At 73.3% G+C, this 14,587-nt stretch carries 16 protein-coding genes; 13 read left to right on the top strand and 3 right to left on the bottom strand.

Annotation, left to right across the window (positions count from 1 at the left end):
* Positions 1-49: 49 nt before the first annotated feature.
* The 9 genes from EV376_RS29385 (at position 50) to EV376_RS29345 (ending at position 7,182) form a co-directional block, all read left to right on the top strand.
* Positions 50-979, top strand: a complete 930-nt coding sequence (locus tag EV376_RS29385) for an acetaldehyde dehydrogenase (acetylating) (protein ID WP_130328351.1) — start codon at positions 50-52, stop codon at positions 977-979.
* Positions 976-2,040, top strand: coding sequence for a 4-hydroxy-2-oxovalerate aldolase (gene dmpG / locus EV376_RS29380; protein WP_130328350.1), 1,065 nt, complete (start codon positions 976-978; stop codon positions 2,038-2,040). The genes EV376_RS29385 and dmpG overlap by 4 nt, the downstream gene beginning before the upstream one ends.
* Complete coding sequence (locus EV376_RS29375; protein ID WP_130328349.1) at positions 2,037-2,810, top strand: fumarylacetoacetate hydrolase family protein; 774 nt, start codon at positions 2,037-2,039, stop codon at positions 2,808-2,810. Before dmpG ends, EV376_RS29375 begins: the two co-directional genes overlap by 4 nt.
* The gene (locus EV376_RS29370) at positions 2,807-3,232 is read left to right on the top strand and encodes a RidA family protein (protein WP_130328348.1); all 426 of its coding nucleotides are present in this window, start codon (positions 2,807-2,809) and stop codon (positions 3,230-3,232) included. Before EV376_RS29375 ends, EV376_RS29370 begins: the two co-directional genes overlap by 4 nt.
* Positions 3,225-3,749, top strand: a complete 525-nt coding sequence (locus EV376_RS29365) for a 3-hydroxyanthranilate 3,4-dioxygenase (protein WP_130328347.1) — start codon at positions 3,225-3,227, stop codon at positions 3,747-3,749. The genes EV376_RS29370 and EV376_RS29365 overlap by 8 nt, the downstream gene beginning before the upstream one ends.
* Positions 3,749-4,750 carry an amidohydrolase family protein gene (locus EV376_RS29360; RefSeq protein ID WP_130328346.1) on the top strand — a complete coding sequence of 334 codons (1,002 nt, stop codon included), beginning with the start codon at positions 3,749-3,751 and terminating at the stop codon, positions 4,748-4,750. Before EV376_RS29365 ends, EV376_RS29360 begins: the two co-directional genes overlap by 1 nt.
* Positions 4,751-4,954: 204 nt before the next feature.
* Complete coding sequence (locus tag EV376_RS29355) at positions 4,955-6,421, top strand: amidase (protein ID WP_130328345.1); 1,467 nt, start codon at positions 4,955-4,957, stop codon at positions 6,419-6,421.
* Positions 6,422-6,467: 46 nt separating this feature from the next.
* Positions 6,468-6,782 carry an aa3-type cytochrome oxidase subunit CtaJ gene (ctaJ, locus tag EV376_RS29350; protein ID WP_486482841.1) on the top strand — a complete coding sequence of 105 codons (315 nt, stop codon included), beginning with the start codon at positions 6,468-6,470 and terminating at the stop codon, positions 6,780-6,782.
* Entirely contained in the window at positions 6,769-7,182 is a 414-nt protein-coding gene (locus tag EV376_RS29345) for a DUF5130 family protein (protein WP_130328344.1), read from the top strand. Before ctaJ ends, EV376_RS29345 begins: the two co-directional genes overlap by 14 nt.
* 83 nt (positions 7,183-7,265) lie before the next feature.
* Here EV376_RS29345 and pepN read toward each other — a convergent pair whose 3' ends face one another.
* Positions 7,266-9,812 carry an aminopeptidase N gene (gene pepN, locus EV376_RS29340; RefSeq protein ID WP_130328343.1) on the bottom strand — a complete coding sequence of 849 codons (2,547 nt, stop codon included), beginning with the start codon at positions 9,810-9,812 and terminating at the stop codon, positions 7,266-7,268.
* Between the two features lie 218 nt (positions 9,813-10,030).
* Between pepN and EV376_RS29335 the strand changes: the two genes are divergently transcribed.
* The 4 genes from EV376_RS29335 to EV376_RS29320 all read left to right on the top strand — a co-directional run bounded on the left by EV376_RS29335 (position 10,031) and on the right by EV376_RS29320 (position 12,969).
* Positions 10,031-10,654, top strand: a complete 624-nt coding sequence (locus EV376_RS29335; RefSeq protein ID WP_130328342.1) for a mycothiol-dependent nitroreductase Rv2466c family protein — start codon at positions 10,031-10,033, stop codon at positions 10,652-10,654.
* Positions 10,655-10,813: 159 nt separating this feature from the next.
* The gene (locus tag EV376_RS29330; protein ID WP_130328341.1) at positions 10,814-11,104 is read left to right on the top strand and encodes a hypothetical protein; all 291 of its coding nucleotides are present in this window, start codon (positions 10,814-10,816) and stop codon (positions 11,102-11,104) included.
* A 116-nt stretch (positions 11,105-11,220) separates the two neighbouring features.
* Entirely contained in the window at positions 11,221-12,420 is a 1,200-nt protein-coding gene (locus EV376_RS29325) for a DUF1015 family protein (protein ID WP_130328340.1), read from the top strand.
* A gap of 81 nt (positions 12,421-12,501) precedes the next feature.
* Positions 12,502-12,969 (top strand): ribose-5-phosphate isomerase, encoded by a 468-nt coding sequence (locus EV376_RS29320; RefSeq protein WP_130328339.1) that lies wholly within the window; start codon positions 12,502-12,504, stop codon positions 12,967-12,969.
* A gap of 7 nt (positions 12,970-12,976) precedes the next feature.
* Here EV376_RS29320 and EV376_RS29315 read toward each other — a convergent pair whose 3' ends face one another.
* Together EV376_RS29315 and EV376_RS29310 are read right to left on the bottom strand one after the other, a co-directional pair.
* A complete protein-coding gene (locus EV376_RS29315; RefSeq protein ID WP_130328338.1) occupies positions 12,977-13,288 on the bottom strand; it encodes a hypothetical protein in 312 nt (103 codons plus the stop codon).
* 16 nt (positions 13,289-13,304) lie between these two features.
* Positions 13,305-14,534: a GNAT family N-acetyltransferase gene (locus EV376_RS29310; RefSeq protein WP_130328337.1), complete on the bottom strand. Its 1,230-nt coding sequence runs from the start codon at positions 14,532-14,534 to the stop codon at positions 13,305-13,307.
* Positions 14,535-14,587: the final 53 nt, after the last annotated feature.

The following is a 14,587-nucleotide window of genomic DNA, read 5'->3' as shown; positions in this document are numbered from 1 at the left end:
CGCGAGGAGTGAGCTTGCGAGCCCCGCAGTCGCGCACGGACAAGGCGCAGTGGGCGTCGGTGTGGCGGTGCTCGGGTCCGGCAACATCGGCACCGACCTGATGATCAAGGTGCTGCGGCTGTCGGAGTCGCTGCGGATGGTCGCGATGGCGGGCATCGACCCGGGCTCGGACGGGCTGGCCCGGGCCCGGCGGCTCGGCGTCGCCACCACCGCCGAGGGGGTGGACGGGCTCGTCGCGATGCCCGAGTTCGCCGACGTGGAGCTGGTCTTCGACGCCACCTCCGCCGGCGCGCACCGGCACAACGACGCCGTGCTGCGCGCCCACGGGCGGACCGTGGTCGACCTGACCCCCGCCGCGATCGGCCCGTACGTGGTGCCGCCGGTGAACCTCGACGAGCACCTGCACGAGACCAACGTCAACATGGTCACCTGCGGCGGGCAGGCCACCGTGCCGATCGTCGCCGCCGTCGGCCGGGTCACCCCGGTCGCGTACGGCGAGATCGTCGCGTCGATCGCCTCGCGGTCGGCGGGGCCGGGCACCCGGGCCAACATCGACGAGTTCACCGAGACCACCGCCCGCGCGATCGAGGTGGTCGGCGGCGCCGGGCGCGGCAAGGCGATCATCGTGCTGAACCCGGCCGACCCGCCGCTGCTGATGCGGGACACGGTCTACTGCGTCTGCCCGGACGCCGCCGCCGACCGGGCCGCGATCGCCGCCTCGGTCGCCGACATGGTGCGGACCGTGCAGGAGTACGTCCCCGGCTACCGGCTCAAGCAGGACGTGCAGTTCGACCGGGTGGACACGTACGTGCCGGCGCTCGGGCGGCACCTCACCGGCCTCCAGGTCTCGGTCTTCCTGGAGGTGTCCGGCGCCGGGCACTACCTGCCCGCGTACGCCGGGAACCTCGACATCATGACCTCGGCCGCGCTGCGTACGGCGGAGCGGCTGGTGGCCCTGCGGGAGGTGGTCACCCCGTGACCGACCTGTACATCCAGGACGTGACGCTGCGGGACGGGATGCACGCCATCGCGCACCGCTACACCGTCGACCAGGTACGGGCGATCGCCGCCGCGCTGGACGCGGCCGGGGTGGCCGCGATCGAGGTGGCGCACGGCGACGGGCTCGCCGGGTCCAGCGTCAACTACGGGCACGGCGCGGCCAGCGACGCCGACTGGATCGCGGCGGCGGCCGAGGTGCTGACCACCGCGAAGCTCACCACGCTGCTGCTGCCCGGCATCGGCACCATCGCCGACCTGAAGGCCGCCAAGACGCTCGGCGTGACCAGCGTCCGGATCGCCACCCACTGCACCGAGGCGGACATCTCGGCCCAGCACATCTCCTGGGCCCGGGAGAACGGCATGGACGTCTCCGGGTTCCTGATGATGTCGCACATGAACGACCCGGCCGGCCTGGCCGCGCAGGCCAAGCTCATGGAGTCGTACGGCGCGCACTGCGTCTATGTCACCGATTCCGGGGGCCGGCTGCTGATGTCCGACGTGGCCGCGCGGATCGACGCGTACCGGCAGGTCCTCGACCCGGAGACGCAGATCGGCATCCACGCCCATCACAACCTGTCGCTCGGCGTGGCCAACAGCGTGGTGGCGGTCGAGCACGGCCGCGTCCTCGGGGCCGCGCCGGCCGGCGCCGACGCCCCGCACGGCCGGACGGTCCGGGTGGACGCCTCGCTGGCCGGCCAGGGCGCGGGTGCCGGCAACGCGCCGCTGGAGGTCTTCGTCGCGGTGGCCGAGCTGCACGGCTGGAAGCACGGCTGCGACGTGTTCGCGCTGATGGACGCCGCCGAGGAGCTGGTCCGCCCGTTGCAGGACCGGCCGGTGCGGGTGGACCGGGAGACGCTCTCGCTCGGGTACGCGGGTGTCTACTCCAGCTTCCTGCGCCACGCGGAGCGGGCGTCGGAGCGGTACGGCGTGGACGTCCGCTCGATCCTGGTCGAGCTGGGCCGTCGCCGGATGGTCGGCGGCCAGGAGGACATGATCGTCGACGTGGCGCTGGACCTCGCCGGCCGCAGGGAGGACTCATGATCGGGCCGGACATCGCCGGGATCGCCGGGAAGCTGGGCGCGGCTGCCGACACCGTCACGGCGATCCCGCAGCTCGCCGCCGAGACGGGGCTCGACGTCGAGGCCGCGTACGCGGTGCAGACCGCGCTGCTCCAGCGCCGCCTCGACCGGGGTGAGCGGCTGGTGGGCCTCAAGATGGGCCTGACCAGCAAGGCGAAGATGGCCCAGGTCGGCGTGGACGAGGTGATCTGGGGCCGGCTCACCGACGTGATGCGGGTCCCCGACGGCGGCAGCGTCCGCGTCGGTGATTTCATCCATCCCCGGGTCGAGCCCGAGGTGGCGTTCCTGTTGGACCGGCTGCCCGAGCCCGGCGAGCCGGTCGCCGACTTCACGGCCGCGGTCCGCGCGGTCGCCCCGGCGATCGAGTTGATCGACTCCCGGTACGCGAACTTCACCTTCTCGCTGCCCGACGTCATCGCCGACAACACCTCCGCCGGTGCGTTCGTGGTCGGACCGTGGTGCCCGGTGCCGGACGGTCTGGACAACCTCGGCGTGCTGCTGGAGATCGACGGGCGGGTGGCCCAGGTCGGCTCGACCGCGGCGATCCTCGGTGACCCGCGCCGCGCGCTGGACGAGGGCATCCGGCTCGCCGGCCGGCACGGCGTGCGGCTGCGCGAGGGCTGGGTCTTCCTGGCCGGCGCCGCGACGGCGGCCGTTCCGCTGCGCCCGGGCACGCACGTCCGAGCCGTCGTGGAGAAGCTCGGGAGCGCGTCGCTGAAGGCGGCGTCATGACGGCCCGGGTCGTCGCCGGGAAGGCGGTTCCCCGGGGAGCGTTCCCGCACGTCAAGGTCGCCGGTGGGTTCGTCTTCGTCTCCGGTACGTCCGCCCGCCGTCCGGACAACACGTTCGCCGGGGTCGAGGTGGACGAGTTCGGTACGACGAACCTGGACATCCGGGCGCAGACCCGGGCGGTCATCGAGAACGTAGGGGACCTGCTGGCGTCGGTCGGCGCCGGGCTCACCGACCTGGTCCAGGTCACCAGTTACCTGGTCAACATGAACGACTTCGGCGGCTACAACGAGGTGTGGGCGGAGTTCTTCGACGTCACCGGGCCGACGCGCACCACCGTCGCCGTGCACCAGTTGCCGCACCCGCACCTGCTGATCGAGATGCAAGCCGTCGCCCTGCTCCCCAAGGAGGTCAGTCGTGAGTGAGATCGCCGAGCCGTTCAGCTTCCCCGGGTGGATCGCGGAGCACCAGCACCTGTTGAAGCCACCGGTGGGCAACAAGGAGTTGCTGCCCGGCAGCGACGACTTCATCGTCATGGTGGTGGGCGGGCCGAACCATCGCACCGACTTCCACGTCGACCCGTACGAGGAGTTCTTCTACCAGGTCAAGGGCAACATGCACGTCAACCTGATGCTCCCGGAGGGCCCGCGCACGGTGCACATCCGCGAGGGTCAGATGTGGATGCTGCCGCGCCACACCCCGCACTCCCCGCAGCGTCCGGAGGCGGGCTCGATCGGCATGGTGATCGAGCGGGTCCGCGAGGAGGGCACGCTGGAGAAGTTCCAGTGGTACTGCCCGGAGTGCCAGCACAAGGTGCACGAGGTCGAGTTGCAGGTGCGCGACATCGCCGCCGACCTGCCGCCGGTCTTCGCGGCGTTCTACGCCGACGAGAAGGCGCGTACCTGCGACAACTGCGGCACGCTGCACCCGGGCAAGGGCTGATGCGCGGACCGGTGGTGGACGTGCACACGCACGTCGTACCCAAGGGGTGGCCGGACCTCGCCGCGGCGTGCGGCGGGTCCGGCTGGCCCTGGCTGCGGGTCGATTCGGAACGCGCCGCCATGATCATGGTTGGGGAGACCGAGTTCCGGCCGGTCGGCGCGCAGTGTTGGGACGCCGGAACCCGGCTGGCCGACATGGCCGCCGACGGCGTGGACGTGCAGGTCGTCTCGCCCACCCCGGTCTTCTTCTGCTACGACCGCCCCGCCGGCCAGGCGGTCAAGGTCGCGCGCATCTTCAACGACCTGACCCTGGAGGTCACCTCCGGCGGCGGGGACCGGCTGGTGCCGTTCTGCCAGGTGCCCCTGCAGGACCCGGAGGCGGCCTGCGCCGAGCTGGACCGCTGCCTCGCGGCCGGGCACGCCGGTGTGGAGATCGGCAACCACGTCGGCGACCGCGACCTGGACGACGGCGGGATCGTCGAGTTCCTCACCCACTGCGCCCAGGTGGGCGCGCCGGTCTTCGTCCACCCCTGGGACATGCCGGGCGGCCCCCGGCTCGACCGCTGGATGGCCCGGTGGCTCACCGGGATGCCCGCCGAGACCCACCTGTCGGTGCTGGCGATGATCCTGGGCGGCGTCTTCGACAAGGTGCCGGAGACGCTGCGCATCTGCTTCGCGCACGGCGGCGGCAGCTTCCCGTTCTGGTTGGGCCGCGCGGACAACGCCTGGCACCGGCGGGGTGACCTGGTCCGCGGCGCCTCGGCCGCGCCGCCCAGCGCGTACCTGGACCGGTTCCTCGTCGACTCGGTGGTGTTCGAGCCGGCGGCGCTGCGGCTGCTCGTCGACACGATGGGCGACGACCGGGTGCTGGTCGGCAGCGACTACCCGTATCCGCTGGGGGAGCGGCCGGTCGGCGCGGTGGTGCACCGCTCCGACTTCCTCACCCCGGAACAGCGCGCCAAACTGCTCGGCGGCAACGCGCTGCGCTTCCTGCACGGCTGAGTCGCGGGCTGGCGCCGGCGCGGCGCCGCCCACCGGCAGCCAGCCACCCGCTCGCCCTCCTTTGCTCTGCTTCAACCGACGCACCGGATTCGCATCGGAACCGGTGCGTCCGTTGAAGCAGAGCAAAGGGCATGGGGGACGGTTCCGGGTCGGTTCCGGCGCGTGACGAGTGCGTCCAGGTCAGGCGCCGGGCAGGATGGGGGTATGGCCGAGCCGCACGACCTGACCGCGCTGGAGCAGGCCGCCGCGATCGCCCGCGGCGAGCTGACCAGCCGGGACCTGGTCGAACACCACCTCAACCGGGTGGCGGCGCTCGGCGACACGGTCGGCGCCTTCGTCACCGTCACCCCGGAGGCGGCCCTCGCCGCCGCCGCCGCGGCCGACGCCGTCCCGCCGCAGGCGCGCGGTCCACTGCACGGCGTCCCGACCGCGATCAAGGACCTGACGCTCACCGCCGGTGTGCGCACCACCTTCGGCTCGGCCGCGTTCGCCGACTTCGTGCCGCCCGTCGACGCCGACGTGGTCCGGTTCCTGCGCGCCGCCGGCCTGGTCAGCCTCGGCAAGACCACCACCTCCGAGCTGGGCTGCTCGCTCTACTCCGAGGGTCTGGTCGCGCCGCCCGCGCGGAACCCGTGGAACATCGCGTACACCGCGGGCGGCTCCAGTGGCGGCGCGGCGGCCGCGGTGGCGGCCGGTCTGGTCCCGGTGGCCCAGGGCTCCGACGGCGGCGGATCGCTGCGCATCCCGGCGTCGATGTGCGGGCTGGTCGGCTACAAACCCAGCCGCGGCCTGGTCTCCGGCGGGCCGGTCGGCTTCGGCGCGTACGGGCTGCCCACCAACGGCCCGATCGGGCGGACCGTCGCCGACGTGGCCGCGCTGCTCGACATCCTCGCCCGGCCGGTCCCCGGCGAGCCGTACCTGGCCCCGCTCCCGCCGGCCGGCGGGTGGCTGGCGGCGGCCCGGGCGGCCCAGCCGGGCCGGCTGCGGATCGGGCGTTTCACCACGCCGATGCTCGCCGACGAGCCGGTGCACCCGGACTGCGTCGCCGCCGTGGACCGGGCCGCCGCCCTGCTCGCGGCCGCCGGCCACGAGGTGGTCGAGGTGCCGCCGCCGCTCACGCCGGCCGCGTGGCCGCTGTTCGAGATCGTCTGGTACGTGCTGGCGCTCGCCCCGGTGCCACCCGAGCGGGAGAGCGAGCTGCTGCCGCTGACCCGGCTGCTGCGGGCCCGGGGCGCGCAGATCTCCGCCGCCACCCTCACCACCACGCTCGGCGAGCTCCAGGCGCAGGTCCGCCTCGGGATACGCCGCACCGCCGGCTGCGACCTGCTGCTCTGCCCCACGCTGGCGGCGCCGCAGGCACCGGTGGGCTGGTTCACCGAGGGCCGGGACCCGGCGGAGGACTTCGACCGGCAACGCCGGTTCTCACCCTACTGCGCCATCTTCAACGTGACGGGCGATCCGTCCGTATCGCTGCCGCTGGGGGTCACCGCCGACGGGCTGCCCGTCGGGGTGCTTGTCACCGGCCGGTACGGCGACGACGCCCGCTTGATCGCCACCGCTGCGCAACTGGAGCACGCCAGTGGCGGCTGGGATCACCACCCCGCAATCTGGCGGGCCGTCGGCTCCGCTAACGTGAATAGCACAAGCGGAGTCGGGGAATCGTCCGCATGACCGTCCACCCGACCCGGATTCCTGGTCTCTCTCTCGCCTGGGGGCGTTGGGATTGTCTGTAACCGACACATTGCTCGTCTTCGTCGGCATCCCGGCGGTCGCGATACTGGTGATCGCCGGTCTGGCGTACGCCGGCAGCAACCGTGGCACGGGTCGTGGCGGCGGTAAGCGCTACCGACCGGGCCGGCCGTTCGACTTCACTCCGGTCTGGTTCCTGAGCCGGCCGGAGGAGCTGGCCGACTCGGCCGGCACCGCGTTGGCCGCCGGTGCGCAGGCGCCCGCGCTGACCAGCCGCAAGCAGGAGCGGGCCGGCATCGAGGCGCCGGCCGGTGGAACCGGAGGCGCAAGTGACCGTTGGTGAGATGCAGCCCCCGGCCGGGACGGGCAAGCCGCCGGCCGTCCTCGACGGGCCGTTCTCGACCCGCCAGCTGCTGCGCATCGACGAGGCGCTGCGACTGGCCGACAGGGGCACCGGCCTGGTCTTCTCGGTCTTCGTCGGCGGTCTCGACGAGCCGATCCGGGAGCACGCCGAGCGGCTGCACCGCCAACTCGCCGAGCCCGACCGGTCCGTGCTGATCGCGGTCTCGCCGAACCAGCGGCAGCTGGAGATCGTCACCGGCCGGCACGCCCGCAAGCGCATCCCCGACACGTACGCGAAGCTCGCGGCGCTCTCCATGGTGGCCGCCTTCGGCGGCGGCGATCTGGCCGGCGGCATCATCACCGGCCTCGACCAACTCGCCAGCCACGCGGGCAAGGGCTGAGGCACCCGACCCCACGACGGAGCCCGGCCGCGCTCAGCGCGGCCGGGCTCCGTCGTTCCGTGCTTGCTGCCTCAGCGCGCAGCTCAGGCGCTCCGGGCGTCCCTCGCGCGGGCCTTGAGGGCCCGGACCACGCCGTCGCGGCCCTCGGCGACCAGCCGGCGCAGCGGCGCCGGGTGGCCCTCGCCGGCCAGCCACGCGTCGGTCGCGGCGACGGTGTCGTCCTCGACCAGGTACGCCGGGTACGCCAGCTGCGCGAACTCCTGCGCCGGCTCGCTGTCGCGGCTGGCCCAGACCTGCGCCACGGTGGCGAAGTACCGGTCCCGGTACGGGCGCACCAGCTCGACCTGCGCCGGGTGGGCGAAGCCCATCAGCAGCGCCCGGTGCCGCCAGTTCGGCAGCGGGTCCGGACCGGTCAGCTGCGCCCACACGGTCGCCTTGTTCTCCGGGGTCGGCACGAGCGCGTGCGCGTACGCGGCCTCCCGCTCGCCGCTGGCCGTGCGGTCGGTCGCCAGCTCCGCCTCCACGTCCGCGGGACCGGCCGCGCCGTTGGCGACCAGCGAGCCGAGCACCGTCCAGCGCAGTTCGGTGTCGACGGTCAGGCCGGCGGGCACCCCGCTGCCGTCCAGCCAACCCCGCAGGGTCGCCAGGTCCTCCGAGGAGCGGGCGGCCGAGGCGTACGCGCGGGCCCAGGCGAGCTGGAAGCCGCTGCCCGGCTCGGCGGCGGCGAGGGCGGTCTTCGCGGTCCGCGCCAGGTCGGCCCAGCCGGTCGGCGCCCACGCCGGGTCGGCGTAGAAGGTGAGCGCGGTGGTGGCCTGCCGCAGCGTGGCCGTGACGAGGTTGATGTCGGTCTCGGCGGGCAGGCCGGCGAGCACCAGCGCCACGTAGTCGCGGGCGGCCAGCTCCGCGTCGCGGATCATGTCCCACGCGGCGGTCCAGCACAGCGCGCGGGCCAGCGACGACTCGAAGCCGCCGATGTGCTGCACCACCGTGGCCATCGACCGCTCGTCGAGCCGCAGCTTCGCGTACGTGAGGTCGTCGTCGTTGAGCAGCAGCACGTCCGCGGCGCGGACCCCGGCCAGCTCGGCCAGCTCGGTCGTCTCACCGGTGACGTCCACCTCGACGCGCTCGCGGCGGACCAGCCGGCCGTCGGTGCGGTCGTACAGGCCCACGCCGATCCGGTGGGTGCGCAGCGTCGGGTGACCGGCCGGCGCCTCCTGCCGCACCACGACCCGCTGGTAGCTGCCGTCGGCGCCGATCGTCACCTCCGGGCGCAGCGTGTTGACCTGCGCGGTCTCCAGCCACTGCGCGGCGAACTTGCGCAGCTCCCGTCCGGACGCGGACTCCAGCTCCGACAGCAGGTCGTCGAAGGTCGCGTTGCCCCAGGCGTGCTTGCCGAAGTACGACCGCAGGCCGGCCAGGAACGGCTCCTCACCGACGTACGCGACGAGCTGCTTGAGCACGCTCGCGCCCTTGGCGTACGTGATGCCGTCGAAGTTGACCTCGACCGCCTCCAGGTCCGGCATCTCGGTGTAGACCGGGTGGGTGGAGGAGAGCTGGTCCTGCCGGTAGCCCCAGTTCTTCCGGATCGACAGGAACGTCGTCCAGGCCTCGGTGAAGCGCGTGGCGTGGGAGTTGCACCAGTGGCTGGCCCACTCGGCGAACGACTCGTTCAGCCACAGGTCGTTCCACCAGCGCATGGTGACCAGGTCGCCGAACCACATGTGCGCCATCTCGTGCAGGATCGTGTTGGCGCGCTGCTCGTACTCGAAGTCGGTGACCTGCGAGCGGAACAGGTAGTGCGACTCGGCGTGCGTGACGCAGCCGAAGTTCTCCATCGCGCCGGCGTTGAAGTCCGGCACCCAGAGCTGGTCGTACTTCGGCAGCGGGTACCGCACGCCGAACTGGGCGTGGAAGAAGTCGAAGCCCTGCCGGGTGATGAGGAACAGGTCGTCGGAGTCCAGGTGCGGCGCCATCGAGGCCCGGCAGAAGACCCCCAGGTCGATGCCGTCGTGGGTCTCCCGCACCTCGTGGTACGGCCCGGCGCAGAGGGCGGTGATGTAGGTGCTCATCCGCACGGACTCGGCGAAGTGGACGGTCCGCAGGCCCTCGCCCGCCGGCTCCGAGCGCTCCACCGGCATGTTGGAGACGACCTTCCAGTGATCCGGCACCGTGGCGTGCCAGGTGTAGACACTCTTCAGGTCGGGCTGGTCGAAGGCGGCGAAGACGCGCTGCGCGTCCGCGGTCTCGAACTGGCTGTAGAGGTAGGTCTCGCCGTCGACCGGGTCGACCGTGCGGTGCAGCCCCTGCCCGCTGTTCGAGTACGCGAAGTCCGCGTCGACCACGAGCGTGTTCTCCGCGGCGAGGTCGGGCAGGGTGAGGCCCTTCTCCGCCGACCAGCCGCCGAGATCGAGCGGGGTGCCGTTCAGGGTGGCGGACCGCACCGAGTCCGCGGCCACCTCGATGAAGGTGCTCGCGCCGGGCTCGGCGCAGCGGAACCGGACCTCGGTCGTGGACCGGAAGGTGCGGCCATCGGCCCGCACGGCGCTCGACAGGTCCAGACTGATGTCGTACCCGGTCACATCGAGCAGGCGGCTCCGCTCGGTGGCCTCCACCTGCGTCAGATTGCGCACTCCCGGCACTGTTCGTCTCCATCCCTCGTCTGCCCTACGCCGATCGCGGCGCCGTTGGGCGACCGCTCGTGACGGCCGCGCGAACCGAGTCTTGCATGCACGCGGGCCTCCCGGTGGGCGAGGTCACGCTCTCATTCGGGTGTCACCGCCGGGAACCCGGGGTGAAGATCGGTGCAGGCGCCGAGGAGCGGCGTCACCCGTCGTGAAGGGACCTCATCGTGAGCGAGCGTGTCACCGTCGACATGTGGTTCGACCCGATCTGCCCGTGGGCGTGGATCACGTCCCGGTGGCTGCTGGAGGTCGAGCGGGTCCGGGAAGTGGACATCCGCTTCCACGTGATGAGCCTGTCGGTGCTCAACGAGGGCCGGGACCTGCCCGAGGAGTACCAGGAGCTGATGAAGACCGGCTGGGGTCCGGTGCGGGTGTGCATCGCCGCCGAGCAGCGGCACGGCGTCGACGCCCTGCGGGACCTCTACACCGCGCTCGGCACCCGTATCCACCTCGGTCAGGAGAAGCTCTCCCGCGACCTGTACGCGGCGGCCCTGGCCGACGCCGGCCTGGACCCGGAACTGGCCGAGGCGGCCGGGAGCACCGGCCACGACGAGGCGCTGCGGGCCAGCCACGAGGCCGGCATGCGGCCGGTCGGCACCGACGTCGGCACCCCGGTCATCCACGCCCCGGGTCCGGACGGCTCCCCGGTCGCCTTCTTCGGTCCGGTCGTCACCCCGGCTCCGAAGGGCGAGGCCGCCGGTCGCCTCTGGGACGGCGTCCTGCTGGTCGCCGGCACGCCCGGCTTCTACGAGCTGAAGCGGTCCCGCGAACAGGGCCCCAGCTTCGACTGAGGCGCAACGAGAGGGCCCCTTCTCAACGCCTCGCCTACCAGAAGGGGCCCTTGTTAACACCTTCGAACCGCCGTCACCCGCCCTCCGGCGGGTTCGTTGGCCTCCATGTCCGCCGCAGCGACCCGCAGGGCCGCACCCGCAGCTCGTGGAGGCATCCGTATGGCCAAGCACCGCGCGCCCGGTGACGAACCGATGACCGGGGAGGAGGCGAGCGACAACCCCGCGTACTGGTCGGTCGACGACTCCCGCTGGGCCGCCGTCCGTCCCGACCTGCCCACGCACCTGGTGGATCTGCTCGCCCCGCCGATCGTGGTCGGCGTGGCCCGCGTGCCGGTCACGTCGCGACTGAGCCCGCCCGGTGTGCCGGACCGGCCCCACCCGGTCGTCGCGCCCCGCCGGCCGGTGACGCCGGTACCGGCCGGCCGGCACCGCCGGGCCCAGGATCTCTGACCGAGTGTTGCGAGGGCCCTCCGCTACCGCAGCTTGAAGGGCCCCTCCTTTCACCTGGTGGGCGGGGCAGTGGGTCCGGGACACGGCGCCGACCGGCACCGGTAGCGTCATCGGACATGACGGTCGTCCATCCGATCGCCCGGGCCTGGATCACCACCGGCGGCACCGGCGCGCAGAACTACGACGAGTTCGCCGACGACGCGGAGATCACCGCGATCATCGAGGCGAACCCGCACAGTGCCCTCGGCATCGAGATGCCGCACCGGGCACCGGAGAGCGTGGGGAAGTCGTTCCTCGACGCGCTGCCCGACGCGGTGGCCCGGCTCGCCGAGGCGAAGGCGGACGGCAGCTACACCCCCGCCGAGCAGGTGGTGGTGCTCTACCGGATCAGCGCGCCGGGGGAGGAGTCCGGGTACGGGCTGTTCGCCATGGTCGACACCGACCAGATCTCCACCAGCGCCGACGAGCCGGGCCTGGTCATCCGTAACGAGGACGTGTTCATCGCCAAGGTGCGCGAGCGGGTGGCCCTGGCCGAGACGCTGGGGCACCTGCTCTCGCCCGTGCTCCTGCTCCAGACCGGGCGTGGCGACGAGCTGCACGCCGCCCTCGCGGCCGCTACCGACGCGGCCGGGGCGCCCGCCGCGACCGACACCGACCAGGCCGGCCGTACGCACGCCATCTGGCTGGTCGGCCCCGGCGCGCAGCAGGACGAGCTGACCGCGCTCGCCGGCGGCGGCGAGCTGGTCGTCGCCGACGGCAACCACCGCAGCCTCGCCGCGCAGACCGGGGGGTTGCCGCGCTTCCTGGCCGTGGTCACCACGCCGGCCTCCGTCGCGATCCAGCCGTACAACCGGCTGGTCAGCGAACTCACCACCAGCCCGGCCGAGCTGCTCGACCGGCTGCGGGCCGCCGGCGCGGAGGTGGCGCCGATCGACGGCCCGGTCGAGGTCCCGGCGGCCAGCGGCACCGTCCATCTCCGCCTCCCGGACCGGGGGTACGCGGTACGCCTGCCCCGGGTGGGTGCCGGCCACCTGGAGAACCTGGACCACGCGTTGGTCGAGCGGCTGCTGCTGCGCGACGCGTTGGGGCTGGACCCGGGTGACAAGCGGATCACCTACGTCGGCGGTGACTACCCGGCGAGCTGGCTGACCGGCGAGGTCGACGCCGGCCGGGCCGAGTTGGCGGTGCTCGTCGCGCCGGTGACCGTCGACGACTTCGTCGCGGTGAACCTCGCCCGGGAGAAGATGCCCCGCAAGAGCACCTGGTTCACGCCGAAGGCCCGCGCCGGCCTCGTCGTCGCCGAACTCGAGCACTGACGACACGTACGCTGTGACGAATCCGCCTCCGGGTCGCCGCCCGCGCGCCGGCCCGGAGCCGGGCCTGTCAGACTGCGCGGTATGCGTGTCTACCTGGGTTCCGACCACGCCGGTTTCGAGCTGAAGGCGCACCTGGCCAACCACCTGGCCAAGCAGGGGTACGACGTGGTCGACGTCGGCCCGCACGCCTACGACCCGGACGACGACTACCCGGCGTTCTGCCTGCACACGGGCGCCCGGGTGGTGGCCGAACCGGGCAGCCTCGGCGTGGTCATCGGCGGCTCCGGAAACGGCGAGCAGATCGCCGCGAACAAGATCACCGGGGTGCGGGCGGCGCTCGCCTGGAACATCGAAACCGCCCACCTGGCCCGGGAGCACAACGACGCCAACATCATCGCGGTGGGCGCACGCCAGCACACCCTCGACGACGCCACCGCCATCGTCGAGGCGTTCCTGACCACCCCGTTCTCCGGCAACGAGCGCCACGCCCGGCGGATCCGCCAGGTGGCCGACTACGAGACCGGCCACGAGCTTCCGCCGCTGCCCTGAGCCGCGGTCAGCGGCGGGGGAGGTCTTCGCGCGGGGTCCAGTTGCGGCGGATGAGGACCACCCGGGCCTCCGCCTCCGCCAGGTCCTCGTCGGTCGGGCGGGAGGCGTCCCGCGCCCGCATCGCGGCGGTCACGCTCACCTGCGACGAGCCGGAACCGACCAGCCCGCGCAGCCCGCGCTCGCCCTCGTCCCCGCCGCCCCGCCGGGTGCGGGGCGGCGGGTCGCCGTCGTGCACCTCCGCCGTCGTGGCGCTCGGGCCCTCGCTGCCGCCGTCCGGCGGGTTGCGGTGCCGGCGCCGGCGTCGCTCCACGTCACCCATGAGCCGACCGTACCGGTCAGAACACCTCCATGCCGGCGGGCGCCCGGTGCCAGCCGAAGGCCGGCCCGGCGGCGGCCAGCGCACCGGGTCGCAGCTCGCGGACCCGGCCCGCGGCGGCGAGCTCGCCGAGCCCGGCTCCGCCCAGGTACAGCTCGCCGAGGCAGCGTATGTCGCACGCCAGGTCGGCCGGTTCCGCGCCGGCGGTGCAGGTGGCCCCGTCCGGCCCGCCGGTAAGGCGCCACCGGCCGGTGTTGCCGGGCAGCAGTTCGTCGGTGACCTCCAGCACCACGTCGACCGGGGTCGCGTACCGGCGGGCGGCGAGCGCGGCGGGCACGTCCACCACCCGCACCCAGAGCCCGTCACTCAGCCGCGCGGCCAGCCGACGCGGTTCGTTGACCAGCCGCAGCAGCGGCTCGTCCACGGCCGCCGAGCGGAACGTGAGCCGCCGGGTCAGGTCGAGCGAGAGCAGCATCCGCCACAGTGCCAGGTACGCGGCGGGCTCGCCGGTCACCACCTCGTCCACCACCGTGGTGCCCTTCGGGCCGGCGGCATCCCACTCGCCCCGGGTGCGGTAGAGCGCGTACCCGTCGACACCGTCGGGGCCCTCGTGCAGGACGGCCCGGCGCTCGGTGGCCCCGCCCCGGTGGGAGGCCGGATCGGACAGGACGTAGTCCCACCACACGTCGCCCCGGCTCGACCAGCCGGGGCGGTCCGGGCGCACCCCCTCGTACACCCGGGCCAGCTCGGTCCGGCAGTCCGCCGGTCGGGCCAGGCGGAGCCGGCCCTCGGCGGGCGTCGGGCCGGGCACCCGCAGCTCGGTCGTCTCGCACTCCAGCACGAGCCGCTGACTCGCCAGGCCGTAGCCGAAGCGCGGGTAGATCCGGCCCTCGCTGGCCCAGAGCAGCGCGACCGGCTCCCGGCCGGCGTCGCGCACCTCGCCCAGCTGCCGCCGCATCATGTCGGTGAGCAGGCCGCGGCGGCGGTGGGTGGGCGCCACCCCGACCATGCTGACGTGCGCGGCGGGCAGGCGGGCCCCGGGCACGGTCAGCTCGCGGGTGAACGCGGTGGCGCTCGCCACCAGGTCGTTGCCGTCGCGGACCAGCAGCGTGCGCTCCGGCTCCAGGAGGTGTTTCTCGACCGCCCACGACTCGGTGTCGAAGCCGCCGTGGAACAGGTTCCCGAGCAGCTCGCCCAACTCGTCGAGGTCCTCGGTACGGGCGGTGTCGAAGCGCGGCGGGGCAGTCATGTGGCTCTGTCTAGCGCACGACCGGTGTTCCGGACGACCGATTTGCGCGCTGG

The sequence above is a fragment of the Micromonospora sp. CNZ295 genome (assembly GCF_004217535.1).
The sequence above is the reverse complement of the archived record's forward strand: the minus strand, read 5'-3'. Positions and strand labels throughout refer to the sequence as shown.